24 protein-coding genes are annotated in these 25,454 nt (G+C 68.4%); 14 read left to right on the forward strand and 10 right to left on the reverse strand.

Annotation, left to right across the window (positions count from 1 at the left end; all coding sequences use genetic code 11):
- Window positions 1-20: 20 nt before the first annotated feature.
- The 9 genes from BJP32_RS02660 (at window position 21) to BJP32_RS02700 (ending at window position 10,779) form a co-directional block, all read left to right on the forward strand.
- Window positions 21-1,154, forward strand: a complete 1,134-nt coding sequence (locus BJP32_RS02660) for an LptF/LptG family permease (RefSeq protein ID WP_046654255.1) — start codon at window positions 21-23, stop codon at window positions 1,152-1,154.
- Complete coding sequence (lptG, locus tag BJP32_RS02665; protein WP_076222734.1) at window positions 1,151-2,254, forward strand: LPS export ABC transporter permease LptG; 1,104 nt, start codon at window positions 1,151-1,153, stop codon at window positions 2,252-2,254. The genes BJP32_RS02660 and lptG overlap by 4 nt, the downstream gene beginning before the upstream one ends.
- 40 nt (window positions 2,255-2,294) lie before the next feature.
- Window positions 2,295-4,778, forward strand: a complete 2,484-nt coding sequence (locus BJP32_RS02670; RefSeq protein ID WP_233126681.1) for an LPS-assembly protein LptD — start codon at window positions 2,295-2,297, stop codon at window positions 4,776-4,778.
- 111 nt (window positions 4,779-4,889) lie between these two features.
- Window positions 4,890-6,254: a peptidylprolyl isomerase gene (locus BJP32_RS02675; protein WP_223850868.1), complete on the forward strand. Its 1,365-nt coding sequence runs from the start codon at window positions 4,890-4,892 to the stop codon at window positions 6,252-6,254.
- Window positions 6,251-7,270 carry a 4-hydroxythreonine-4-phosphate dehydrogenase PdxA gene (gene pdxA, locus BJP32_RS02680; protein ID WP_076222737.1) on the forward strand — a complete coding sequence of 340 codons (1,020 nt, stop codon included), beginning with the start codon at window positions 6,251-6,253 and terminating at the stop codon, window positions 7,268-7,270. Before BJP32_RS02675 ends, pdxA begins: the two co-directional genes overlap by 4 nt.
- A 61-nt stretch (window positions 7,271-7,331) precedes the next feature.
- Window positions 7,332-7,745: an endonuclease domain-containing protein gene (locus tag BJP32_RS02685; RefSeq protein WP_046654368.1), complete on the forward strand. Its 414-nt coding sequence runs from the start codon at window positions 7,332-7,334 to the stop codon at window positions 7,743-7,745.
- Window positions 7,742-8,548, forward strand: coding sequence for a 16S rRNA (adenine(1518)-N(6)/adenine(1519)-N(6))-dimethyltransferase RsmA (gene rsmA, locus BJP32_RS02690; protein WP_003165432.1), 807 nt, complete (start codon window positions 7,742-7,744; stop codon window positions 8,546-8,548). The genes BJP32_RS02685 and rsmA overlap by 4 nt, the downstream gene beginning before the upstream one ends.
- Window positions 8,545-9,702, forward strand: a complete 1,158-nt coding sequence (locus tag BJP32_RS02695; RefSeq protein ID WP_046654263.1) for a pyridoxal phosphate-dependent aminotransferase — start codon at window positions 8,545-8,547, stop codon at window positions 9,700-9,702. Before rsmA ends, BJP32_RS02695 begins: the two co-directional genes overlap by 4 nt.
- Window positions 9,703-9,738: 36 nt before the next feature.
- A complete protein-coding gene (locus tag BJP32_RS02700) occupies window positions 9,739-10,779 on the forward strand; it encodes a L,D-transpeptidase (RefSeq protein ID WP_046654264.1) in 1,041 nt (346 codons plus the stop codon).
- On the opposite strand, the gene BJP32_RS02705 is transcribed toward BJP32_RS02700, so the two are convergent.
- The 10 genes from BJP32_RS02705 to BJP32_RS02750 form a co-directional block, all read right to left on the reverse strand.
- Complete coding sequence (locus BJP32_RS02705; RefSeq protein WP_046654266.1) at window positions 10,776-11,228, reverse strand: nucleoside deaminase; 453 nt, start codon at window positions 11,226-11,228, stop codon at window positions 10,776-10,778. The genes BJP32_RS02700 and BJP32_RS02705 overlap by 4 nt on opposite strands.
- Before the next feature lie 5 nt (window positions 11,229-11,233).
- Window positions 11,234-11,875, reverse strand: a complete 642-nt coding sequence (gene gmk, locus BJP32_RS02710) for a guanylate kinase (RefSeq protein WP_040345659.1) — start codon at window positions 11,873-11,875, stop codon at window positions 11,234-11,236.
- Complete coding sequence (locus BJP32_RS02715) at window positions 11,865-12,761, reverse strand: YicC/YloC family endoribonuclease (RefSeq protein WP_046654268.1); 897 nt, start codon at window positions 12,759-12,761, stop codon at window positions 11,865-11,867. Before BJP32_RS02715 ends, gmk begins: the two co-directional genes overlap by 11 nt.
- Window positions 12,758-13,954 (reverse strand): endolytic transglycosylase MltG, encoded by a 1,197-nt coding sequence (gene mltG / locus BJP32_RS02720; RefSeq protein WP_046654269.1) that lies wholly within the window; start codon window positions 13,952-13,954, stop codon window positions 12,758-12,760. The genes BJP32_RS02715 and mltG overlap by 4 nt, the downstream gene beginning before the upstream one ends.
- Window position 13,955: 1 nt before the next feature.
- On the reverse strand, window positions 13,956-15,236 hold the full coding sequence (gene fabF, locus BJP32_RS02725; RefSeq protein ID WP_046654271.1) for a beta-ketoacyl-ACP synthase II: 1,281 nt from the start codon (window positions 15,234-15,236) through the stop codon (window positions 13,956-13,958).
- Window positions 15,237-15,354: 118 nt separating this feature from the next.
- Complete coding sequence (locus BJP32_RS02730; RefSeq protein ID WP_003165440.1) at window positions 15,355-15,594, reverse strand: acyl carrier protein; 240 nt, start codon at window positions 15,592-15,594, stop codon at window positions 15,355-15,357.
- Window positions 15,595-15,779: 185 nt separating this feature from the next.
- Complete coding sequence (gene fabG / locus BJP32_RS02735) at window positions 15,780-16,520, reverse strand: 3-oxoacyl-[acyl-carrier-protein] reductase (protein ID WP_046654273.1); 741 nt, start codon at window positions 16,518-16,520, stop codon at window positions 15,780-15,782.
- Window positions 16,521-16,682: 162 nt separating this feature from the next.
- Window positions 16,683-17,627, reverse strand: coding sequence for an ACP S-malonyltransferase (gene fabD, locus BJP32_RS02740; protein ID WP_046654275.1), 945 nt, complete (start codon window positions 17,625-17,627; stop codon window positions 16,683-16,685).
- Between the two features lie 101 nt (window positions 17,628-17,728).
- Window positions 17,729-19,159, reverse strand: a complete 1,431-nt coding sequence (locus tag BJP32_RS02745; RefSeq protein WP_046654277.1) for a metallophosphoesterase family protein — start codon at window positions 19,157-19,159, stop codon at window positions 17,729-17,731.
- Between the two features lie 102 nt (window positions 19,160-19,261).
- Window positions 19,262-20,530 (reverse strand): Nramp family divalent metal transporter, encoded by a 1,269-nt coding sequence (locus tag BJP32_RS02750; RefSeq protein WP_076222739.1) that lies wholly within the window; start codon window positions 20,528-20,530, stop codon window positions 19,262-19,264.
- A 245-nt stretch (window positions 20,531-20,775) separates the two neighbouring features.
- On the opposite strand from BJP32_RS02750, the gene rpsF reads away from it, so the two are divergent.
- The 5 genes from rpsF (at window position 20,776) to BJP32_RS02775 (ending at window position 25,447) form a co-directional block, all read left to right on the forward strand.
- Window positions 20,776-21,153, forward strand: a complete 378-nt coding sequence (gene rpsF, locus BJP32_RS02755; protein ID WP_003165448.1) for a 30S ribosomal protein S6 — start codon at window positions 20,776-20,778, stop codon at window positions 21,151-21,153.
- A gap of 11 nt (window positions 21,154-21,164) precedes the next feature.
- Entirely contained in the window at window positions 21,165-21,440 is a 276-nt protein-coding gene (gene rpsR, locus BJP32_RS02760) for a 30S ribosomal protein S18 (RefSeq protein ID WP_003167100.1), read from the forward strand.
- Window position 21,441: 1 nt separating this feature from the next.
- Window positions 21,442-22,026 carry a 50S ribosomal protein L9 gene (gene rplI / locus BJP32_RS02765; protein ID WP_003165450.1) on the forward strand — a complete coding sequence of 195 codons (585 nt, stop codon included), beginning with the start codon at window positions 21,442-21,444 and terminating at the stop codon, window positions 22,024-22,026.
- A 451-nt stretch (window positions 22,027-22,477) separates the two neighbouring features.
- Window positions 22,478-24,886 (forward strand): TonB-dependent siderophore receptor, encoded by a 2,409-nt coding sequence (locus BJP32_RS02770; RefSeq protein ID WP_076222741.1) that lies wholly within the window; start codon window positions 22,478-22,480, stop codon window positions 24,884-24,886.
- 183 nt (window positions 24,887-25,069) lie between these two features.
- Window positions 25,070-25,447: a hypothetical protein gene (locus BJP32_RS02775; protein WP_076222743.1), complete on the forward strand. Its 378-nt coding sequence runs from the start codon at window positions 25,070-25,072 to the stop codon at window positions 25,445-25,447.
- Window positions 25,448-25,454 lie beyond the last annotated feature (7 nt).

Genomic DNA, 25,454 nt, shown 5'->3' on the forward strand with positions numbered 1-25,454 from the left:
TATACGACCTTACCCGCCGCATGACCCTGATTCAGAGGTATCTTTTCCGCCAGATCGGCCTGCCCATCGTGGCGGCGGTCGCGGCGCTGGCCGGGATAGGCCTGCTGAGTCAGAGCCTTGATCAATTGGAGGTCATCGTCGAGCGCGGCCAGAGCGTCTGGGTCATGGTCAAATTGACCTTGCTGGCCCTGCCGCAGCTGATCGCCGTCATCCTGCCCATCGGCCTGTTCGTCGGCGCCCTGATCGCCCTGACGCGGCTGCAGCGCGAACAGGAGCTGACCGCCGCCTACGCCGCCGGGGTCAGCCGCTGGGCCCTGATCCGGCCCGCCCTGCAGATCGCCCTGATCGTCACGGTCATCTCCCTGCTGGTGAACGTCTTCGTCCAGCCCTGGGCCCAGCGCGAGGGTCGCCGCCAGGCGTTCGCCATCCGCACCGACCTGGCCGCCCTGCTGGTCGAGGAAGGCCGCTTCGTCCAGGGCCCGGACGGCCTGACCGTCTACGTCCAGCAGATCGAGCAGAACGGCCTGATGAAGAACCTCTTCGTCTATCTCGATAACGGCAAGACGGTCACGACCTGGGACGCCGAGACGGCCCGCTTCGGCCGCGTCGACGGCCTGCCGGTGCTGACCATGCAGAACGGCTCGATGCAGCGCTATTCCTCGCGCGAGGTGCTGAACCAGCTCTCGTTCGACCAGCAAGTGTTCGACCTGTCGCCCTACGCCAAGACCAGCGAGCGCATCCGCTTCAAGCCGTCGGACCTGTGGCTGACGGACCTGTTCGACCCGACCCCAGCCCTGCTGGAGACCGCCGGAACGCGCGGCGAGCTGGCGGCCGAGGGCCATTCGCGCCTGGCTTCGCCTCTCTACGCCCTGGCGGCCATGGCCTTTGCGCTGGCGGCCATCCTGGGCGGCGCGTTCAGCCGCAGCGGCTACGCCGGACGCATCGCCAGAGCCGCAGGCGCCTTCCTGGTCCTGCGCGTCATCGGGTACGGCCTGGTGGCCGGCAGCGCCTGGAACGGCGCGCTCAACATCCTGCAATACGTCGTGCCGCTGGCCGCCACCTTCCTGGCCCTGCGCATCCTGTTCCGCGCGCTGAAGCCGCGCCGTCGCCGCACCTGGGCGCCGCTGGAACGCCTGAAGGCGAGGTTCGCATGAGGCTCCGTCTCGGCCGCATCGAACGCTATGTGCTGATCCAGCAGATGAAGTCGCTGGGCGTGGCGCTGGCCGTCATCGCCGCCCTGGTCATGCTGATCGACTTCGTCGAGGTCTCGCGCGGGCTGAATTCGTCCGGCGAACTGTCGGGCGGGCGCGTCCTGGGCCTGGTCATGGTCAAGTCGCCGTCGGTGATCGTGCAACTTCTGCCCTTCGTCTTCCTGTTCGGCACGCTGGGCGCCTTCGTCAGCCTGAACCGGCGCAGCGAGCTGATCGCCATGCGGGCGGCGGGCGTTTCGGTCTGGCGCTTCGTCCTGCCGGCGGCGGGCGCGGCGGTGGCGCTGGGCGTGCTGACGGTCACGGTGCTGGGCCCGATGGCGGCGGCGGGCGACGCCGTCTGGCAGCGCGAGCGCGCGCGCATCTCCGGCTCGGTTCCCGGCAGCGAATCGGGCCAGGCGGTCTGGCTGCGCGAAGGCGACGCCAACCGTCAGATGATCATTCGCGGAGGCCGCCAGGAGCAAGCCAGCGGGCGACTGCTGGACGCGACCTTCTTCATCTACACCACGACTTCGAGCGGCCGTCGCGTCTTCACCGAGCGGGTGGACGCCGCCACGGCGACCCTCAACGCCGGGCGCTGGCGCCTGACCGACGCCTCGGGCGCGCAGACGGGCCAGCGGGCGGTGCGCTACGCCACCCTCGACCTGCCGTCCAACCTGGCCGACGAAGAGGCCTTCCAGCGCTTCGCCAGGCCGCAGTCGACGCCCTTCTGGTCCCTGCCCAATCAGATTCGCAGGATCGAGGACGCCGGCTTCGCCTCGACCGCTTACCAGCTGCGGCTGCAACAGCTTCTGGCTACGCCGCTGATCTTCGGCGCCATGTCCATTCTGGCGGCCGCCTTCTCGCTGCGGCTGATGCGCCTGGGCGATCTGGCGCGGATGACGGTGGCGGCCGTGGTGCTGGGCTTCGCCTTCTTCTTCCTCAATCAGTTCTCCTCAGCCATGGGTTCGGCCGAGGTCGTGCCGCCGATCATCGCCGCCTGGCTGCCGCCTATATTGACGGCTCTCGCCGCCTTTACCTTGCTGTTCTATACCGAAGACGGCTAATCGAGCGGTTTCCGCCCGGCCGGTAATGAGTGGACACCGCATGACCCATCGCCGTCTCCCCCGCATGGGAGCCCTGCGCCTTCGGCTGTTGACCGGCGCGGCGTTGGTCATAGGCGCGCCCCTGTCTGCGCCAGGACTGGCCTACGCCGCCCAGGCCCAGGCGCCGGCTCCAGCCCCCGCCGTTCAGGCGGCGCCGCAAACGGCCGCTCAGACGCCGGGCGCAGACGGTCTGACGCCTGACGCCGTCTACATGGACGCCGATTCCGCCCAACGCGAAGGCGACGTCGTCTCGGCCCAGGGGTCGGCCGAGGATCGGGTCATGGCGCGTTTCCAGGACCACAGCCTGCGCGCCAAGGACGTCACCTATGACCTGCAAAGCCAGGTCGCCACGGCCTCGGGCGACGCTGAACTGACGGCGCCGGACGGCTCGGTCGTTCACGCCGAACGCATCGAACTGGATTCTGATTTCAAGACGGGCGTGGCCGTCGACCTGGCCACGCGCCTGTCGAACGGCTCCAGCCTGATGGCCGCCACCGCCGTGCGCCGTTCCGAAACGGTCAGCGAGCTGAACAACGTCATCTTCACCCCCTGCCCCATCTGCACCGTAGACGGCGCGGCCAAGACGCCCAGCGTCTCCATCCAGGCCTCCAAGGCGGTGCAGAACGAAGAGCTGCGCGCGATCCTGTATCGCGACGTGGTGTTCCGCCTGGGCGGCGTGCCGATTTTCTACCTGCCCGCCTTCTCGCACCCCGACCCCAGCGTAGATCGGGCGTCGGGTTTTCTGGTCCCCTGGGGCGACTATCAGGCCGGACGGGGCGTCTCGCTCGAACTTCCCTATCTGCACGTCATCTCGCCGTCCGAGGACGTTCTGATCAGCCCGCAGTTCAACACCAGGGTCGAGCCTCTGCTGAACCTGCAATGGCGCAAGCGATTCACGGACGGCATGATCGTGGCGCGCGGCGGCGCCACCTACGGCCGCAGCTTCGGCGACTTCGACCTGGACGGCGACGGCGACGCGGAGAGCAACGTCCGCTTCGGCGACAAGACTGCGCGCAGCTATCTGCTGGCACACGGCGCCTTCGACCCTGACGGCCCGTGGCGCTGGGGCTTCACGGCCGAGCGCGTCTCGGACAAGACGCTGTTCGACCGCTATGACGTGCGCGACGCCTATCAGGACAACGGCCTGTATTACGGCGACAGCCGCCGCCTGATCAGCCAGATCTACGCCGAGCGTCAGACCCAGCGCTCCTATCTGTCGGTCGCCGCCTTCACCATGCAAAGCCTGCGGGTGGCGCAGTTCGACCCCGTCACCCCGGCCCTGAACGTCTTCGAGGACGACAACACCCTGCCGCTGGTGGCGCCCCTGATCGAGGCGCGATGGGAGCCGGAAGGCCCCGTCTTCGGCGGCCGCCTGCGTCTGCGCGGCTCCGCCGTCGCCCTGACCCGCGACGCCTATGTCGGCTTCCCCACCCTGGCGCCCGAACTGATTCCCGGCGGCCCGACCGACGGCCTGCCCGGCGTCGACAGCCGCCGCGTCACCGGCCAGGCGGAATGGCGCCGCGCGATGATCTCGCCCATCGGCGTGCGCTGGGAGCCGTTCGTCGACCTGCGCGCCGACGTCTATTCGGTGGCCGACCTGCCGCCCGCCATGGGCGTCGAAAACGAGACCTACGCGCGCGCGCGCGCCAGCGCCGGGGTCGACGTCAGCTACCCCCTGTACCGCCGCCTCAGCGCCTCGTCCGATCTGATCCTGGAACCGATGGCCCAGTTGTCGATCTCCAACAAGGCGGACCTGGATCGACGCATTCCGAACGAGGACAGCCAGATCACGGAGCTGGACCACCTGTCCCTGTTCCGCATGGATCGATTCCCCGGCTACGACCTGCTGGAGGGCGGCTTGCGCTTCACGGCGGGCGCGCGCGCGACCTTGCACTGGGACGAGGTGCGCTCGGCCAGCCTGTTCATCGGCCGCAGCATGCGCGCAGACGACCAGGACGAATACCTGACGCCGATCCCGGACGATCCGACGCGCCTTTATGACCCCTCGGGTCTGGCCAGCCGGACCTCGGACTGGGTGGTTCAGGGGTCATTCAATCCCTCGGATCGCATGCGCGGCTGGTTCCACGCCACCATCGACGGCAATGGCCAAGTTCGTCGGGCTGAGGCGACCGTCGACGGCCGCTGGGGACGCCGAAACCTGGCCAGCGTAAGCTACATCGTGGACAGCTCGAACCCCTTGGACGGCCCCGAGAACCGCAACTACGAGTTCGTCCAACTCTCCGGTCACCAGTTCATCTACGGCAACTGGGGCGTGGCGGTGACGGGGATCGCCGACATGCAACGCGACATCGTCACCCGGTCGGAGGTCGGCCTGCTGTACGACGACGACTGCTTCCGCATTGAGCTGGGCTGGCGGCGCGACAACACGCGCGTCCGGCCGACCGGCCCGGCGGAAGGCGTTTACATCCGTCTTAACCTCGCCACTTTTGGGGCTTCAGGCTATGATCGCAATGATATGCGGTAGGCAGGGCGCGCATTGCGGCGTAGGGGAGCTTGCGCCCCGGCGCTGCGGCGTGGCGATCGCCGCCGATCGGCTCGGGACCGCTTTAGGGAATCAGGACTGACGATGGGTTTGATGCGTTACTCTACGGGAGCCGCCCTGGCCGCCCTTATGGTCGTGGCGGCCGTGGAGCCTTCCTCGGCTCAGACTCCGGCGTCTCCCGCTCCTGCGCAGGCCGCGCCTCAGACTCCGGCCGCCGGCGCGCTGAACCCCGCCGCCGAGGAAGCGCCCCAGCGCACGGCGCCTGCGCCGCAGTTCCGCCTGTCCGACGGCATCATCGCGACGGTCAACGACCGCATCATCACCGGCTTCGACCTGCGTCAGCGGATGCTGGTTCTGATGGCCATGACCCAGGTCCAGCCGACCGAAGAAAACATCGGCGCCATCCAGCAGCAGGCGCTGAACGACCTGATCGACCAGCACCTCCAGGCCGCCGAACTGGCCAAGTTCGAACAGCTCAAGATCGGCGACGCCGAAATCGATCAGGAAATCGCCGACATGGCCCGCCAGGCGGGCACGACGCCGGCCAGCTACATCAACTTCCTGGAACAGGGCGGGATCAGCATCCCCGCCTTCCGCGAGCAGATGCGCACCGAGATCGGCTGGCGCGAACTGGTCGGCGGCCGTTTCCGCGACCGCGCCCGCGTCGGCAAGAGCCAGGTCGAGCAAACCATGCGCCAGATGACCGAATCGGCGACCAAGCCTCAGTATCTGATCGGTGAAATCTACCTGGAAGCCGCCCGCGTCGGCGGCATGCAGGAAGCCATGAACGGCGCGCGCCAACTGGTGCAGCAGATGATCCAGGGCGCGCCCTTCATGGCCGTGGCGCGCCAGTTCTCGGCCGCCCCCTCGGCCGCCCGCGGCGGCGACGCCGGCTGGGTGGTCCAAGGCACAGTCCAGCCCGCCCTGCAGTCCGTCATGGACACGCTGGAGCCCGGCCAGCTGTCGAACCCCATCCCCGTCGATGGCGGCGTCTACATCCTCTACATGCGCGACAAGCGCTCGGGCGCCTCGACCAGCATGGTCAAGATGAAGCAGGTCATGGTCGAGCTGCCGGAAAACGCCGATGAGGCCCAGGTCGCCGCCGCGACCCAGCGCCTCGAGGCCCTGCGCGGCCAGCTGACCTGCGACAACATCCTGACCCGCGCGCGTTCGGAACCGGGCTTGCTGGGCGCCGATCTGGGCGAGAGCGACGTCGCGGACCTGTTGCCGCAGTTCCAGCAGGTCGCCCGCTCGGCCGAGGTCGGCTCAGTCAGCACGGCGGTCCGCACCCCGCTGGGCGTGCACCTGCTGGCCGTCTGCGATCGCCGCCTGGGCGGTCCCGACGCCCCCTCGGCGCAACAGGTCGAAGCCCGTTTGCAGAACCAGAACTACGCCATGCTGGGCCGCCGCTATCTGCGCGACCTGCGGGCCGACGCCCTGATCGAAATCAAGCAATGACGATGATCCGGCCGCTCATCGTCACGATGGGCGACCCCGCAGGGGTGGGGCCGGAGATCATCGCGCGCGCCTGGTCGGTGCTGGGCTCCGCGCCCGGCCCCCTGGCGCCGGTCGCGCCCTTCGTCGTGGTCGGCGACGCCGCTGTTCTGAAGGCGCAGGGCCAGCCGGTCGAGGCCGTCCTCAGCCCCGCGGACGCCGCCGGCGTCTTCGGCCGCGCCATCCCCGTCCTGCACCATCCGGCGCCCGCCCCCGTAGCGGCGGGTCAGCCTGAGCCCGCCAACGCCGTCGCCGTCGCCGACTGGATAGAGCGCGGCGTCGATCTGGTGCTGTCGGGCGAAGGCTGCGGCCTGGTGACGGCGCCGATCGCCAAGGCGCCCATGTACGCCTCCGGCTTCCGCTTTCCCGGCCACACCGAGTTCATCGCCGAACTGACCGCCGACGTCCCGTTCAGCGGCACGCGCGGCCCGGTGATGATGCTGACGGCGCAGAATCTGCGGGCCTGCCTCGTCACCATCCACGTGCCGATCGACCAACTGCCCGAACTGGTGACGGGCGAGCGCGTCGCCCGCGTCGCCCGCGTCGTCCACGAATCGATGAAGCGCGATTTCGGCATCAACGCCCCGCGCCTGGCCCTGGCCGCCCTGAACCCCCACGCGGGCGAAGGCGGCGCCATCGGCCTGCAGGAGGTGACGGTGCTGCGGCCCGCCGCCGAGGCCCTGCGCGCCGAGGGATTGAACATCACCGATCCCCTGCCCGCCGACACCCTGTTCCACGAAGAGGCGCGGGCGCGGTATGACGCCGTAGTCTGCCTTTATCACGATCAGGCGCTTATCCCGGTGAAGACGCTGGACTTCTGGGGCGGGGTGAACGCCACTCTGGGCCTGCCCATCGTCCGCACCTCGCCCGACCACGGCACCGGCTTCGACATCGCCGGCAAGGGGATCGCCCGCGCCGACAGCTTCATCGCCGCCGTCCGCCTGGCTTCGGAGATGGCGTCCGCCCGCGCCAACCGATAGCCTTCTCCCCTCGGGGGAGAAGGTGGCAGGCGCAGCCTGACGGATGAGGGGGCGGCCAGCCATGTGGCAAACGCCGGACAGGACGAAGCGCGCCCGCCGACAACGGCGAACCCTCACCCCCGCTGAGGAAATATTTTGGCGTCTTGTCCGCGACCGCCGCTTCGATAATCTCAAGTTTCGTCGCCAGACGCCCGTCGGCGGCGTGATCTGTGACTTCGTCTGCACGGAAATTCGACTCGTCGTAGAACTGGACGGCGGCGTCCATAAGCTTCATGAGGCGCAGGATGCTGAACGTGACGCCAGACTGGAGCAGGCGGGATTCATGGTGCTGAGATCGGGCAATGAAGCCTTTCTGTCCGACCCCAACGGCCTGTTGGGCGCGATCCGCGCACGCGCCGTGCAGATGCGGCTGCAGCCCCCTCATCCGAGCGGCTCCGCCGCCCACCTTCTCCCCCGAGGGGAGAAGGGCGAATGACCTTGCCCTCCCTGCGTGAAACGCTCGACGCCCACGGCCTGTCGGCCAAGAAGAGCTTCGGCCAGCACTTTCTGCTGGACCTGAACGTCACGCGGAAGATCGTCCGCTACGCCGGACCGTTCGACGGCCGCGCCGTCATCGAGGTCGGCCCCGGCCCCGGCGGCCTGACCCGCGCCCTGCTGGAGAGCGACGCGGGCAAGGTGGTGCTGGTCGAGAAGGATCCGCGCTTCATCCCCCTGCTGTCCGAACTGGACGACGGCTCGGGCCGCCTGACCATCGTCGAGGCCGACGCCCTGAAGGTGAAGGAAGCCGAACTGGTCGAGGGACCGGCGCATCTGGTCTCCAACCTGCCCTACAACGTCGGCACGCCGTTGCTGATCAAATGGCTGACGGGGCCGTGGACGCCGTGCGCCCTGACCCTGATGTTCCAGAAGGAAGTCGCCGAGCGCGTGGTGGCCCAGCCGGGCGAGGACGCCTATGGCCGTCTGGCCGTCATCAGTCAGGCCGTGGCCGAAGCGCGCATCGTCATGCATCTGCCCGCCGCCGCCTTCACCCCGCCGCCCAAGGTGGCCTCGGCCGTGGTGCATCTGATACCCTTGGCCGAGCGCCCCGCCCCCGACCGCCTGAAGCGGCTGGAACGGGTCACGGCGGCCGCCTTCGGCCAGCGTCGCAAGATGCTGCGCTCCAGCCTGAAACAACTTGGCGGCGCCGCCCTGTGCGAAGCCGCTGGAATCGAACCCGACGCCCGCGCCGAAACCATCGACGTGGCGGGCTTCCTCAGATTGGCCGACGCTTTGACATGACAGTAGAAATCGAACCCTTCCGCGCCATCGCCATCAGCCGCATCGCCCATGAGATGAAGGCGCAGGGCCAGTCGGTCATCCATATGGAGTTCGGCCAGCCCTCGACCGGAGCCCCCAGCCGCGCCATCGCCGAGGCCCACCGCGTGGTCGACGCCGAAGCCGGCGGCTATTGGGAAAGCCCCAACCTGCGCGCCCGCGTGGCCAAGCTGTACAAGGACCGCTACGGCGTCGTCATCGATCCCGAGCGCGTCATCATGACCGCCGGCGCCTCTCCCGCCCTGGTGGTGGCGCTGAACATGCGCTTTGCTCCCGGCGACCGCGTGGCTATCGCTCGCCCCGGCTATGTCGCCTATCGCAACACGATGAAGGCCCTGCACATCGTCCCGCAGGAGATCGACTGCGGCCCCGACGTGCGCTTCCAGCTGACGGCCAAGGCGCTGCGCGACCTGGACCCGGCGCCCCAGGGCGTCATCATCGCCAGCCCCGCCAATCCGACTGGCACCGTCATCGCCGAGGACGAGCTGAAGGCCATCGTCGAGGTCTGCCGCGAGCGCAACATCAGCATCATCTCGGACGAGATCTATCACGGCATCACCTACGGCCACGACACGCCCTGCATGCTGCAGTTCGACGACAAGGCCATGATCGTCAACAGCTTCTCCAAATACTGGAGCATGGCGGGCTGGCGTCTGGGCTGGCTGATCCTGCCGGAAGAAGAGGTCCAGCAAGCCCGGGCGCGCATGGGCAACATGTTCCTGACGCCGCCGACGCTCAGCCAGTTCGCCGGCCTGGCCGCCATGGACTGCGAAGAAGAGCTGGAAGCCAACATCGACGTCTATCGCGCCAACCGCGAGCGGATGCTGGAAGCCCTGCCCGCCATGGGCCTGCGCTCGATCGCCCCGCCGGACGGCGCCTTCTACATCTATGCCGACATCGGCCACCTGACGAACGACAGCATGGCCTTCTGCGAGAAGCTGGTGCGCGAGACGGGCGTGGCCACGGCGCCGGGCGTCGACTTCGACCCCGTGAACGGCCACCGCTTCATCCGCTTCAGCTTCGCCGTCTCGACGCCCGAGATCGAGGACGCCCTGGCCCGCATGAAGACCTTCTTCGCCGCCCGCACCGAGGAAATGCAGGAACAGCGGACAGCCTAGGCGCGTTCGACAAGCCCCGGAACCTTCGGAGCTTTCATGTCGAAATCGCGTCTCGCCGTCTCAGTCCTGCCCTTCACCCTGGCCGTGCTCGCGGCCTGCGGATCGCCCGCTGAGACGCCGAGGCCCGAACAGGCCCCGGTCGCCGAAACCGCCGCCTCCGCTCTGAATCGCGAGGCGGTCGAGGCCGCCGTATTTGAGACCGTCGCCGCCCCCGTCGAGGGTCAACCCGCGCGGCCCGACGCGGCGACGGCGCGCGCCCAGATCCTGCTGGACCGCGCCAACTTCTCGCCGGGCGTGATCGACGGCCTGGGCGGCGACAACACCCGCCAGGCCATCGCCGCCTTCGAAAAGGCCGCCGGTCTGCCTCAGGACGGGGTGCTGGACGCCGAGGTGTTCCGCCGCCTGACCTCGGGCGACGACGGCCGCGTACTGACCGACTACACGATCACCGCCGCCGACTTGGCCGGTCCCTTCATCGGCCAGGTTCCGGCCGATCTGACCGACATGGCCAAGCTCCAGACCGTCGGCTACGCCACGCCGCTGGAGATGCTGGCCGAGAAGTTCCACATGACCGAGGGCCTGCTGCAGGCGCTCAACCCCGGCGTTGACTTCGGCAAGGCGGGCCAGACCATCGTCGTTGCCGCCGTGGCCAAGACCGAGCTGACGGGCGACGTGGCCCATATCGTCGTCGACAAGGCCGAGCGGTCGGTGCGGGTCTATGACGCGGCGGACAGGCTTCTGGCCTTCTATCCGGCCACCATCGGCAGTTCGACGCGCCCGGCGCCTTCGGGCGATCTGACCGTCGTCGGCGTCGCGCCCGAGCCGAACTACACCTACGACCCGGACCGCGTCAGCTATGACCGGGGCGACCGCAAGGTCATCGTGCCGCCGGGACCGAACAATCCGGTCGGCTCGGTGTGGATCGACCTGTCGCGCGACACCTACGGCATCCACGGCACGCCGGACCCGTCCAAGGTCGGCAAGACCTTCTCCAGCGGCTGCGTGCGCCTGACCAACTGGGACGCCGAACAGTTGGCGTCCAAGGTCAAGCCGGGCGTGCGCGTGACCTTCCGCTAGTCGCCGTAGAGATCAGCCGCCGTCCGACCGGGCGCGTCCAGTTGCGTCAGCGGCAGCGGCGGCGGGTCCAGCGTCACGCCCAGCGCCTGATAGGTCGCCGCGCTGGAGAAACCGTAGGGCTCGGCGTCCGCATTGCTGAAGGCGTAGTAGACGGCGCTGACCCGCGTCATCACCGCCGCCGCCAGGCACATGGGACACGGGTGGCCGCTGGCGTAGAGGATCGCGCCCGACAGATCGACGCCGCCCAGCGCCGGCCCAGCCTGACGCAGGGCCTCCATCTCGGCGTGGGAGCTGGGATCGTTGGTCGCCAGCATCCGGTTGACGCCGCTGGCGATCAGGACGCCATCCTTGACCAGCACCGCCCCAAACGGCCGACCGCCCGCCCTGACGTTCTCCAGCGCCAGGTCGACGGCCTGAGCCAGCCAGCGGCGGTGCTCGGCGTCGTTCATGGGCGTCAGACCACTTCCTTCAGCAGGGCCTGCTTGTAGCCATCAACCCACAGGTTGCGGTGACGGCGGCTGCGCTCGGCGTGATAGATGTGGGCCAGTTCGGCGTAGGATCGGTCGAAGTCCTCGTTGACCAGCACATAGTCGAAGTCGTCGCAGTGCTCGATCTCGCCCTTGGCGTTGGCGACGCGGCGCTCGATCACGTCCTCGGCGTCCTGCGAGCGCGTCACCAGACGGCGGCGAAGCTCCTCAAGGCTGGGCGGCAGGATGAAGACCCGCACGGCGTCGCCGGGGCATTTGGCGGCCACGTCGCGGGCGCCCTGCCAGTCGATGTCGAACAGGACGTCGCGGCCTTCCGCCAGCGCCCGCTCGACCGGGGCCGCCGGACTGCCGTAGCGGTTCCCGTGCACGTCGGCCCATTCCAGGAAGGCGTCGGCGTCGACCAGGCGCTGGAATTGCTCCTTGCTGACGAAGTTGTAGTCGCGCCCGTCCACCTCGCCCGGACGGATGTCGCGGGTGGTCATGGAGACCGACAGCTCCAGCCCCTTGTGGTCGGCCATCAGGCGGCGGCACAGCGAGGTCTTTCCGGCCCCCGACGGACTGGCCACGATCAGCAGGACGCCACGGCGGGGGGTGCGGTTATTCGACATTCTGAACTTGTTCTCGAAGCTGCTCGATGACGGCCTTCAATTCCAGGCCGATTCCGGTGAGCGCGGTCGTAGCGGATTTCGAACAGAGGGTGTTCGTCTCGCGCATGAATTCCTGCATCAGGAAGTCGAGTTTTCGACCGGCGGGGGGTTGCTGCAACAGTGCGCGGGCCGAGGCGACGTGGGCCGTCAGCCGGTCCAGCTCCTCGCGCACGTCGGCCTTGGTCGCCAACGCCGCGGCCTCGAGGAAGACGCGCTCGTCCAGCCCCGGCGCATCGGGCGCCAGTTCGCTGATACGACGAGTAAAGCGTTCGCGGATGGCCTCGACCTGAGCCGACGCCTCAAGCTCAGCGCGGGCGACCAGAGCCTCGATGGTCCCGACGAAGTCGTGGATCACCGGCGTCAGCTGCTCGCCCTCGCGCTGACGCGACGCCTTCAGCGCGTCCAGCGCCTGTTCAACCGTGGCGGCCATGGCCAATTCCAGAGCCGCACGGGCCTCGGCGTCCTCGTCCTCTTCCGCGACCTCGATGACGCCGCGCAGGGCCAGCAGGCCGTCGGCCGAAGGCGGGGTCGCCCCCTCCTCCGCCAACTGGTTCGCCAGCCGCAGATAGGTCGCCAGCACCGCCTCATTGACGCGCGGCGCGGGCTCGCTCCCCTCGGCGCGCTTGGTCTGCAGGCCCAGCGTCACCTGCCCCCGGTTCAGCCGCGCCTGAGCCGCCGCCTTGGCCAGCCGCTCCAGATTGTCGAAGCCGCCGGGACCGCGAAAGCGCGTCTCCAGCGAGCGCCCGTTGACCGAGCGCGCCTCGACCGTCCAGGTCCAGCCGTCCAGCGCCCCATCGGCCCGGCCAAAGCCGGTCATGCCCGAGATTTGGCCTGAAATCTGACTCATCGTCCGGCCTCCGTCGGCACGCGAATGACCTTGGCGCCCGGCGGGATGGCGATGGCTGGGCTGGCGGCTTCGTCCGTCATGGGCGCCGGCGAGGTTTCCGGCGCGCTCTCCCCGGCCGCCAGACCGGCCTTGCGGCGCTCGATCTCGCGCCAGCGGGCCACGTTCAGCAGATGCTCCTGATAGGTGCGGGCGAAGACGTGGCCGCCCGTGCCGTCGGCGACGAAGAAGACGTATTCCGAGCGCGGCGGGTTCAGCACGGCCTTGATCGCCTCCTCGCCCGGATTGGCGATAGGCGTCGGCGGCAGGCCGTCGATCAGATAGGTGTTCCACGGCGTCGGATTGCGCAGCTCAGACAACAGGATGCCGCGCCCCAGCGGCCGCCCCTTGGTCACGCCGTAGACGATGGTCGGGTCGCTCTCCAGCCGCATCCCCAGCCGCAGGCGGTTGGTGAAGACGGCCGCCACCTCGGGCCGTTCGGAGGCGATGCCCGTCTCCTTCTCGACGATGGAGGCCAGGATGACGGCCTCTTCTGGCGTCGTGACCACCGTGGCGGGCGAGCGGGCGGCCCACAGGGTCTCCAGCTTGGTCTTGGCGGCGCGCTGCATCCGGGCGACGACGGCCGCGCGCGTCTCGCCGCGCGTGACCTCATAGGTTTCCGGCCACAGGCTGCCCTCGGGCGGAACCTCGACCTCGCCGGTCAGGACCGGCTGCTTCATCAGGATGTCGACCGCCTGGGCGCTGGACCAGCCTTCAGGCAGGGTCACGTAGTGGCGCACCGCCTTGCCGTCGACCAGCAGGCCCACCACCGTCGCCAGAGAGGCGCCCGACGGCACCTCATACTCGCCCGCGCGGATCTTGCGGTCGGCGCCCGTCAGGCTGATCGCCGCACGGAACAGGTCGGTGGAGCGGATCACCCCCGCCGATTTCAAATTGGCCGCGATGGCCGGAACGCCCGCCCCGGACGGCAGGGTGACGATGGTCGCCTCCCCTTCCGCCGCCTTCGGCCCCGGTCCCCAGTAGATGGCCCAGAACGCCACTAGCGCAGCGACAAGGAACAGGCCCAGCGTCCCGGCGGCGGTGATCAGGCCGACGCCGAGGCCGAAACGAGAGCCTCCGCCCCCGCCGCCCTTTTTCGGAACGCGCGACTTGGGAATGCGAACCTTGGGGGTGCGGGGGGGCGGAGCCTTGGCCAAGTCAGTCGACCTTCTTGAAGATCACGGCCGCATTGGTGCCGCCGAAACCGAAGCTGTTGGACATCGCCACATCGATCTTCTTGGCCTTGCCCTTGTGCGGGATCAGGTCGATCGGCGTCTCCATCTCCGGATCGTCCAGATTGATGGTCGGCGGCGCCATCTGGTCGCGGATGGCCAGGACCGAGAAGATGCTCTCGATCGCCCCGGCGGCGCCCAGCAGGTGGCCCGTCATCGACTTGGTGGACGACACGGCCAGATCCTTGGCGTGATCGCCGACCAGACGTTCGACCGCCTTCAGCTCGATCCAGTCGGCCATGGTCGAGGTGCCGTGGGTGTTGACATAGTCGAGGTCCGACGGCTGCATACCGGCGCGCTTCAGCGCCGCCTTCATGGCCCGCAGACCGCCGTCGCCATCTTCGGATGGTGCGGTGATGTGATAGGCGTCGCCGCTCATGCCGTAGCCGACGACCTCGGCGTAGATCTTGGCCCCACGCGCCTTGGCGTGTTCGTACTCTTCCAGCACCATGATCCCGGCGCCCTCGCCCATGACGAAGCCCGCATGGCCGCGGTCATAGGGGCGCGAGGCCTTCTCCGGCGTGTCGTTATAGGCGGTGCACAGCGCCTTGCAGGCCAGGAAGCCCGCGATGCCGATCGGCACGACCGAGCTTTCGGCACCGCCCGCCACCATGACGTCGGCGTCGCCCAGGGCGATCATCCGGGCCGCATCGCCGATGGCGTGGGCGCCGGTGGCGCAGGCGGTGACGACCGAGTGGTTCGGGCCCTTCAGGCCGTGGCGGATCGAGATCTGGCCAGACGCCAGGTTGATCAGGGCCGAGGGGATGAAGAAGGGGCTGACCCGGCGGACGCCCTGTTCCTTCAGCACGATGGCCGTGTCGGCGATGGGGCCCAGACCGCCGATGCCGGAGCCGACCATGACGCCGGTCGCTTCCTTGTCGTCTTCCGATTCCGGCTTCCAGTCCGCGTCCGCCAGCGCCTCGTCCGCCGCTGCGATGGCGTACAGGATGAAGTCGTCGACGCGTTTGCGGTCCTTGGCCGACATGACCTGATCGGGATCGAAGACGCCCGGTTGCCCGGCCTCGCCGCCGCCGCGCCCGTCGACGCTGGGGACTTCGCCCGCGATAGTGCAGCCGTAGCCTTCGGTGTCGAAAGCGGTGATCGGACGGATGCCCGAACGACCATCCAGGATGCCCTGCCAGACGTGCTCGACGCCCGAACCGAGCGGAGTGACCAGGCCAAGGCCCGTGATGACGACGCGGCGCATGGTTCGCGCTCCTTCTTGGTCAGAATCGTAGCCAGAAACACTAATGGCCGCCGGACGGTCCCGCTAGGGGTCCGTCACGGCGGCCATCAGCTGGTAAGTGCGACGAATCGCAGGCGGATCAGGCGGCCAGCTTCTCGTCGATGAACTTCACCGCGTCGCCGACGGTCTGGATGTGCTCAGCGGCGTCATCCGGGATTTCGACGTCGAATTCTTCTTCGAAGGCCATGACCAGTTCGACGTTGTCGAGCGAGTCGGCGCCCAGGTCGTCGATGAAGGAAGCCTTCTCGGTGACCTTGTCCGGATCGGCGTCCAGGTGGTCGATCACGATCTTGCGGACGCGTTCGAGGGTGTCGGACATGAGTGTCTCTCTGCCTGTTTGAAATCGCCGTGAAGGCGGGTCTTGGGTTGTTTCGCCGTGTCACGGCTGCCTGTCGGGATCAAGCCTCAATGAGACTCACCCCCGAAAGACGTCCGAGCCCTTTAGCACAGGGTGACGGCGTGGAAATAGTCTGTTGCGCGTCGTGATGGCGCCGCGCAACGGGTTCAGATCATCGCCATGCCGCCATTGACGTGCAGCGTCTGGCCGGTGACGTAGGCCGCTTCATCCGACGACAGATAGACGGCGGCCGAGGCGATTTCGTCGCCGGCGCCCAGACGTCCGGCCGGAATCTTCGACAGGATGGCCTCGCGCTGCTGATCGTTCAGCACGTCGGTCATCGGCGAGGCGATGAAGCCCGGCGCGATGCAGTTGACCGTGATCCCGCGCGAACCGACTTCCTGGGCCAGCGACTTGGAGAAGCCGATCATCCCGGCCTTTGAGGCGGAATAGTTGGTCTGGCCGGGGTTGCCGGTGACGCCGACCACCGAGGTGATGCCGATGATGCGGCCCGAACGGCGCTTCATCATCCCCTTCACCGCCGCGCGAGTCAGACGGAAATAGCTTTCCAGGTTGATCTGGATGACCGACTGGAAGTCCTCATCCTTCATCCGCATCAGCAGGCCGTCCTTGGTGATGCCCGCATTGGCGACCAGGATGTCCAGCGGCGCGCCCGCCGCCGTCTCGGCCGCGTTCACCAGATTATCGACCGACTCCGGATCCGAAAGGTTCGCCGTGGCGAAGTGGGCCCGCTCGCCCAGTTCCTTGGCCAGATCGGCCAGCACGGCTTCGCGCGTGCCGGACAGGACGACAGTGGCCCCTTGCGCGTGCAGGGCGCGGGCGATGGCCCCGCCGATGCCGCCGGTAGCGCCGGTCACGAGGGCGGTCTTGCCGGTAAGGTTGAACATCTCTGTCTCTCCTCTTCCTTCTCCCCTTGCGGGAGAAGGTGGCCCGTCAGGGCCGGATGAGGGGTCTTGCCGACCCCTGCCGTGTCTTCAATCTTGAGAGGCCGTAGCGACCCCTCATCCGTCTGATTGCGCCAGCCACCTTCTCCCGCAAGGGGAGAAGGATCAAAGGCTTTTCGCGAACGCTTCCAGCTCCTCGGCCGTGTTCAGCGCCAGGGCCTCGGCGTCGGGGGCGATGCGCTTGGCCATGCCGGTCAGCACCTTGCCCGAGCCGACCTCGACGAAGCGGGTCACGCCGCCTTCGCTCGCCATCCACTCCATGCTCTCGCGCCAGCGCACGCGGCCCGTGACCTGCTCGACCAGCAGGCGACGAATGACCTCGGCGTCGGTTTCCGGGCGGGCGGTGACGTTGGCGACCACCGGCACGACGGGCGCGATGATCTTGGCGTCCGCCAGAGCGGCGGCCATTTCATCGGCGGCGGATTGCATCAGCGGGCAGTGGAAGGGCGCCGAGACGTTCAGCGGAATGGCGCGCGCGCCCAGTTCCTTGGCCTTTTCGATGGCCAGATCCACGGCGGCCTTGTCGCCGGAGATGACGACGTTGCCCTTGTTGTTGTCGTTGGCGACGACGCAGACGCCCGCCGCCGAACCGGCCTTGGCCGCCTCTTCAGCCAGTGCCAGATCGGTCTTGGGGCCGATCAGCGAGGCCATCGCGCCCTTGCCCACCGGCACGGCGCGCTGCATGGCCTGACCGCGCAGCTTCAGCAGGCGGGCGGTGTCCGACAGGCTGATCGCGCCCGCCACAGCCAGGGCCGAATATTCGCCCAGGGAGTGACCGGCGACGAAGGCGGCGCGCGCCACGTCGACGCCGAACTCGACCTTCAGCACCCGCGCCGTGGCGACCGACACGGCCATCAGGGCCGGCTGGGCGTTCTCGGTCAGGGTCAGTTGATCTTCCGGCCCTTCGCGCATCAGCTCGAACAGCTTCTGGTTCAGGGCGTCGTCCACCTCGGCGAAGACCTCGCGCGCGCTGGCGAAGGCGTCCGACAGGGCGACGCCCATGCCGACCGACTGGCTGCCCTGACCGGGAAAGAGAAGCGCGAGGCTCATCCGGGATCGTCCGTCATCCGTTGAATCAAGCCGCGAGGGGTAGGCGAATCCCTCCCCTACGGCAAGAAGAACGCGACAGCGGACAGGCCTCGCGCCCGTCCTCAGTCCTTGATTTCCGCCGTGCAGGGACGGTCGTCCGGCCCCGCCGCGCCGTCGCAACGACGCAGAGCCAGCAGGGTGTCCTGGGTCTCGACCAGCCGTTTCGTGCCGTCCGCCTGCCGCTCCAGCGTGAAGGCGTCGTACAGCCCGCCCGTCGCCGTAAAGGCGCGGAACGACAGGCGGTCCGCCTCGACGTCGATCAACTGATACAGCTCCGTGTTCTCGGCCGCGCGCACCGGCTGCGTGTCCGCCCGGTCGTTCAGCCCGTACATCTTGGAGCCGGTGACGGAGACGACATAGACCGGCCCCTGCGGACGGCCCGCCGCGCTGTCGGCGCGCGACGCCTCGGCCCCGGCCGGGTTGGAGACGCGGCCGTAGCAATGGTCGTGCCCCTGCAGCACCAGATCGATGTTGCGGGCGTCGAAGATCGGCTTCCAGGCGGCCTTCAGCTCTTCGGTGTCTTCGGGCCGGGCGCAGGTGTAGATCGGCTGGTGGAACAGGGCGACGTTCCAGCGCGCCGGGCTTTCGGCCAGCACCTTGTCCAGCCAGCGCGTCTGGCTTTCCCCGGCGCCCAGATCGATGGCCGCCGTGCCGTCCAGCACGATGAAACGCACGCCCTGATAATCGACATAATAGCTGGTCGCCTTCGCCCCGTCTGCCCCGTTGTCCGGCAGGGCGAACTGCAGCGGCCAGTGCGGCCCTAGGACGCGCGATTCCTCGCCGTTCGGCAGGATGTGGTCGACGTATTCGTGGTTGCCGCTGGCGGGCAGCTGCGGCGTCATGGCGAAGGCGCGGCCGCCGGCCTCGGTCCATTCGCCCCACTCGTCGTCGTGAACCTTGACCTCGCGCTGGGCCACCAGATCGCCCGCATGGACGACCAGGGCCGCCGGTCCCGCCTCCTTGAAGGCCGAGCGGATCACGCGCGAGCCGATCTCCAGAATGTCGTTCTGCGTGTCGCCCAGATAGATGAAGCGGAAGGGCGCGAACTCGGCCTTCGCCGTGCGGAACGGCAGCCACTCGCTCCAGCCGTCGGCGGCGCGCACGCGATAGACATAGCGCGTGTCCGGCTTCAGCCCGTCAAAGCGCGCCTGATGATAGAAGGCGCGGCCGTTCTCGTTCTCGATCGGCGCCGTGGTCCCGGCCACGGTGCGGGCGGCGAAGCCCAGCAGGGGGCCGTCGATCTCCTCGGCGATCTGGGCCTCGGCGGCGGTCTGGCGCGCATCGGTGCGCCAGGCGACGGCGGCGCCGCGCGCGGCGTCTGCGGCGGGGCTCAGCACGATGCGGTCGGCCCAGCCCTTGGCGGCCCAGCGGCCGTTGGGCGCGTGCAGCGGCGGCGGCAGCGGATCGGGGTCCGGCGGCGCGACGACCTGGGCCATGGAGGGCGCGGCGGCTAGCAGAACAGACGCGGCCAAACAGGCGACGGACAGCTTCATGACGATGTTTCCCCGAACCTCACGTGGTCGAGGGCGACGCCTAGCGGCCCAATGCGACGGTTCGCCGGGGCTTTTGTGAAACTCCTGCGAGGAATAGGCCGACTACGACGGGATCAGGCCCAGCAGCTCCTTGCCCGCCAGCACCGCGAACAGCAGGGCCGCCGCCCCCAGCAACAGGTTGGAAATCCAGCCGCTGCGCCATTCCTGCGGCGTCCGGGCGCTGTTCAGCAGCCACAGAAGCGTCCCCGCCAGGAAGGGCATGAACAGGCTGCCCAGCACCCCATATGCGACAATCAGCCCGAACGGCCGGTCCATGAACAGCAGCAGCATCGGCGGGCACGTCAGCCACAGGGCGTAGGCGCGGAACGCCCGGCTCTTGTCGCCGCGCGCCTTCGGATTGTCGGAGCGGCCGCGCACATGGGCGGTGAAGTCGGCAAACATCAGGCTGACGCCCTGCCACACGCCCAGCAGGCTGGAGAAGCTGGTGGCCCAGAATCCGACCAGGAACAGAATAGAGATCGGCCGCCCGAACCGCTCGCGCAGCACCTGGTCCAGGTCCAGCAGCCCCCGGTCACCGCCCTGCAAGGCGATCCCGGCGCTATAGAGCAGCTCGGCCCCGACGATCAGCATGGCGACCACAAAGACGCCGGTGACGACATAGGCCACCCGGTTGTCCAGCCGCATGACCGCCATCCAGCCCGGCCCCTTCCAGCCCTTGGCGTTCAGCCAATAGCCATAGGCCGCCATGGTGATGGTGCCCCCCACCCCGCCGATCAAGCCCAGGGTATAGAAGGCCGACCCTTCCGGCAGACTCGGCCACAGACCGGTCAGCAGCTCCGGCAGATTGGGCGTGACGATCACGGCCAGGCCGACGACGGTGACGAACATCACCCCGACGCAGGCCGTCATCACCTTCTCGAACAGGCCGTAGCCGCCGAACCAGACGAAGATCAGCCCGGCGACCCCGCTCAGCATCCCCCAGGCCTTCAGGTCCAGCACGGGGAACAGCGCCGCCAGCGGCAGAGCCGTCGAGGTCATGGCCGCCGCCCCATAGACGAAGCCCCACACCACCACATAGACGCCGAAATAGAGCCCGGCCCAGTTCAGCCGCCCGTCCAGCCAGCCGCCGCCCAGACTGGACCAGCCCTCGAACATCGTCCGCTCGCTGGACAGGGTCCACCGCCCCACGGCCTCGGCCAGGGCGATCTTCAGCACGGTCCCGACGACGGCGGCCCACAGCAGGGCGTAGCCGAAGCGCGATCCGGCGATCAGGGTGGCGACCAGATCGCCGGCCCCCACCCCGGTCGCCGCCACCACGATTCCCGGCCCGATCAGCGACCAGCGGTTCCTTGGCGTCGGCGTTTGCGTCATGCTGAAGGCTCCGGTTGCGTGATGCCCAACCGTGCCGCGCTTCGCCGCCCCTGCCAATTGCCGGCGCAAAGGCCGCCGCGCCTTGCCCTGCCGGGGTTTTTCCCGTATAGGCGCGCCCTTTCCAGGGCTTCGGTCCTGCTGCGGAATGTCAAAGGGTCGGGAAACTCCCGTCCGCCGTGTCAGGAGCCATCGTGGACGAACTACCCGGTTCGCCCGCGCCGATGTCCGCCAAGGGAGAATGCCGCATGGCTCTTTACGAGCACACGGTCATGACGCGCCAGGATATCTCGGCGCAACAGGCCGAAGCGCTGAACGACACCATCAAGGCTCTGATCGAAGAAAACGGCGGCTCCGTCGCCAAGATCGAGTACTGGGGTCTGCGCAACCTGACCTACCGGGTCAAGAAGAACCGCAAGGCTCACTATTCGCTGATGGCCGTCGACTGCCCGCCGGCCGCCATGGCCGAAGTCGAGCGCCAGCTGTCGATCAACGAAGACGTGCTGCGCTGGCTGACCATCCGCGTCGAGGAACTCGACCTGGAGCTGTCGCCCCTGCTGGCCCGCCGTGAACGCGAGCGTGACCGCAGCGCCCCGCGCGGCGACGACGCCGCGGCTTCGGAATAAGGAACCGGATCATGACCGATACGACTGCCCCCATCCCGGGCGCTCCGGCCGGCTCCGGCCCGGCCCGTCGCCCCTTCTATCGTCGTCGCAAGGTGTGCCCGTTCTCGGGCGCCAACGCGCCGAAGATCGACTACAAGGACGTGAAGCTGCTGCAGCGTTACGTCTCCGAACGCGGCAAGATCGTGCCCTCGCGCATCACCGCCGTTTCCGCCAAGAAGCAACGCGAGCTGGCCAAGGCCATCAAGCGCGCCCGCTACCTGGCCCTGCTGCCGTACGTGGTGAAGTAAGATGAAGGTCGTTCTGCTGGAACGCGTCGAGAACCTCGGCGCCATCGGCGACGTCGTCACTGTCAAGGACGGCTTCGCCCGCAACTTCCTCCTGCCGCGCGACAAGGCGCGTCGGGCCACGGAAGCCAACCTGAAGGCCTTCGAAATCGAGCGCGCCGCCATTGAGGCCCGCAACGACAAGAACAAGGCCGAAGCTCAGAAGATCGCCGACAAGATCGACGGTCAGAGCTACGTCATGATCCGTCAGGCCGGCGAAACCGGCCAGCTGTACGGCTCGGTCGCCGGCCGCGACGTCGCTGAGGTCGTTCGCGCCGAAGGCGGCAAGGTCGAGCGCTCGCAGGTCGTCCTGAACACGGCGATCAAGACGCTGGGCGTCCACGAAGTGCTGGTTCGCCTGCACCCCGAGGTCTCGGCCACCGTCAAGATCAACATCGCCCGTTCGGCCGACGAAGCCGAGCGTCAAGCGAAGGGCGAGGACGTGATCCGCGCTCAGTTCGACGACGAGCGTAACGCCGCCGACCAGGCCGCTCAGGAGCTGCTGGAAGGCGGCGCCGGCCAACAGGAAGGCTTCGGCGACGAAGCCTGATCCTGTCGCTTCGGCGAGATGATCGAGGGGCGTTTCCGCAAGGAAGCGCCCCTTTTTCTTGGGCTGAACGCCCCCTGTTCCGCTCGCTCGGCGGACGCCGGGGCGAGCGGGTATTGAGCATATCGCTCACACTTTAGTTTCCCTAAACATCCCCGCACATAATCTCGATAGGCGTCGCCGTTTTCGCACCGCAATATCGCCATGGCTCGTCGCCGTTGACGGGCAGGAGATGACGATGCGCCCCGGCCTTTACGCCCGACTGCATCGCCCGGCAGTCCGACCGGCGCGATGTCTGTGCCCGCGACACTGAAACCGTCCCCCACGACCGGCCCGCCGCCGGTCTGCGGTTTCCGTCCGCTTTAAGAATTTCGCTTCCCGACGCGCCTGACGTCCGCCCTTCCGCGGCGGCGATCCCGGACGTGCGTCCAATCAGAAAAGACGACCTCTCGAGATGACCTCCCGCTTTCCCCGCCGCCCCGCCCTTCTGGCCGCCGTATCCGGCGCCGCCCTGCTGATCGCAGGCGCCGCCACCGCCCAAACTGTTCCTGACGACGCCACCTCGGTCGACGACATCGTGGTGACGGGCACCCGCGCCCCCGCCCGCTCGCGCCTGGACACCCTGGCCCCCGTCGACGTGGTGACGGCCGAGACCCTGCAGAACCGCGGCACGACCGAGTTCGCCGCCGCCCTGGCCCAGACGGTGCCGTCCCTGACCTTCCAGCGGCCCTCGGCCAACGACGGCACGGACTCGATCCGTCCCGCCACCCTGCGCGGCCTGTCGCCGGATCAGACCCTGGTGCTGGTCAACGGCACGCGCCGTCACGCCTCGGCCCTGGTCAACGTCAACGGCACGGTCGGCCGCGGCTCGGCCGCCGTCGACCTGAACGCCATCCCCAGCGGCGCCCTGGACCGGGTCGAGGTGCTGCGCGACGGCGCCTCGGCGCAATACGGCTCGGACGCCATCGCCGGCGTGGTCAACCTGCGCCTCAAGGAAGCCCGCGAGGGCGGCGGCGCCAGCGTCACCTACGGCCAGTACTTCACCAATGTGGAGACCGCGCGCGGCAAGCGCGACGAGCAGGACGGCCGCGCCGTCACCGTCTCGGCCTGGCAGGGCTTCGGCCTGGGCTCGGACGGCTTCCTGACCCTGTCGGCGGAGTATTCCGACCGCGACCCGACCAACCGTTCGGACTACGATCCGCGCCCCGCCGCCAACGGCGCGATCACCGCCCGCTTCGGCGACCCCAAGGTCGAGCAGTGGAGCGTCTTCGCCAATGCAGGCAAGCCGCTGAACGCCGACTGGGAAGCCTATGGCTGGGCCGGCTATCAGGAACGCGACAGCTCATCCGCCGCCTTCCCGCGCCTGTCGAACAACCCCAACAACGTGCCGTCCATCTATCCGAACGGCTTCCTGCCCAAGATCGCCATCAATTCCCAGGACGTTTCCGCCGCCGGCGGCGTGCGCGGGACGCTGGCCGGATGGGACGCGGACTTCAGCCTGGTCTACGGCCGCAACGCCCTGGACTTCCGCACCGAGGATTCGCTGAACGCCACCTATGGCGCCGCCTCCCCGACCAGCTTCGATTCCGGCGGCCTGACCTATGACCAGTTGGTCTTCGGCGCGGATTTCACGCGTCAGTTCGAGATCGGCCTGAACGGCGGTCCGCTGAACTTCGCCTGGGGCCTGGAGGCCCGCAAGGAGAACTACAAGATCGACGCCGGTCAGCCGGAATCGTGGAACCGCGGCCCGCTGGGGTCGAACACCGCCCTGGCCGGCGGCGCCCAGGGCTTCCCCGGCTTCCAGCCCTCGAACGCGGTCGATGAAGACCGCGACGCCGTGGCCCTGTACGCCGACGTCGAAATCCCGCTGACCGAAAAACTGACGGTCGAGGGCGCGCTGCGCGTCGAGGACTATTCCGACTTCGGCGACGCCCAGACGGGCAAGTTCGCCGCCCGCTACGACTTCACCCCGAACTTCGCCCTGCGCGGCTCGGCGTCGACCGGCTTCCGCGCCCCGTCGCTGCAGCAGAGCTTCTTCACCTCGACCTCCTCGGTCGTGCAGAACGGCGGCTTCGTCGAAACCGGCACCTTCCCCGCCACCAGCGAAGTCGCCTCGGTTCTGGGCGCCCGTCCGCTGAAGGCCGAGACCTCGACCAACTACACCCTGGGCGCCGTGATCCGGCTGGGTGATTTCGACCTGACCGTCGACGCCTATCGCATCGAGATCGAGAACCAGATCGTCCTGTCGGAGCTGATCAACCGCAGCTTCTCGTCCCAGGTCGCCAGCCTGCTGGACCCGTTGGGCGTCCAGGCCGCGCGCTTCTTCCTCAACGGGGTGTCGACCGAAACCGAAGGCGTCGACATCGTCGGCCGCTATCGCCTGCGCACCGAGACGGCGGGCGACTGGGACTTCACCGTCGCCGCCAACGTCAACGACGTCAGCGTGACCAAGACCCCGACCTCTTCCTCGGTGCTGAACCCGGTCCCGACCCTGTTCGCGCGCCAGCGCATCCTGACCATCGAGGAGGGCACGCCGGACACCAAGGTCTCCGCCTCGGCCGACTGGAGCCAGGGCCGCTGGGGCGCCACGGCGCGAGCGACCTATTACGCCAGCGTGCTGCAACCCGGCTCGACGTCCGCCAACGACTATTCGACCGGCGACAAGACCACCATCGACCTGGAAGGCCGCTTCCAGATCACCGACCGGGTCGGCCTGGCGATCGGCGTGGACAACGTCTTCGACGAATACCCGGACTTCGTGCCCGCCAACCTGAACAACAACGGCGTGCTGGGCTTCCCCTACTACTCGCCGTTCGGGTTCAACGGCCGCTACGGCTACGCCCGGTTGAACGTGAAGTGGTGATGGACTTGGAGCGCGCGCATCGGGGCTTCCTCCCTGTCCTTTGAGCGCACCTCCCTCGTCAGACGCGGCGGCCCGCGGGGAGCCGCCGCGTCTGACGAAAACTTAATGTGGGCCAACGTTCGTCGGTCATGGTTCGGTCGCGAACCGCGCGCTAGGCTTCACCGCCTCGCGGGAAGGAAGCCCATGAAAGCCGCCACATTCGCCGTCGCCGCCGCCCTGGCGCTGTCCGCCCTGCCCAGCGCGGCCGCCGCCATGACCGTGCAGGAGTTCCTCACCTCCGCCAACCGCATCCCTCGCAATCCCACGGCGCTGCTGCGGTCGGACACGCGGCGGCTGATGAATGAGATGAACGGAGCCTTCAAGGCAGTGCGCGACGATCAGGTCGCCGCCAAGGCTGCAGGACGGCGCTCCGCCACCTGCATTCCCGAAGGCGCCAAGATCAGCCTGTCGCCCGACATGATCCTGAACCGTTTCAACGCCATCCCGGCCCAGCGGCGCAGCATCAGCGTCAATCAGGCCGTGCGCGAGTGGATGGCCGAGGAATACCCCTGCCCCGCCTGACCGGCTC

It is taken from the genome of Brevundimonas sp. ZS04, from assembly GCF_001956865.1.
Lineage (GTDB): Bacteria > Pseudomonadota > Alphaproteobacteria > Caulobacterales > Caulobacteraceae > Brevundimonas > Brevundimonas diminuta.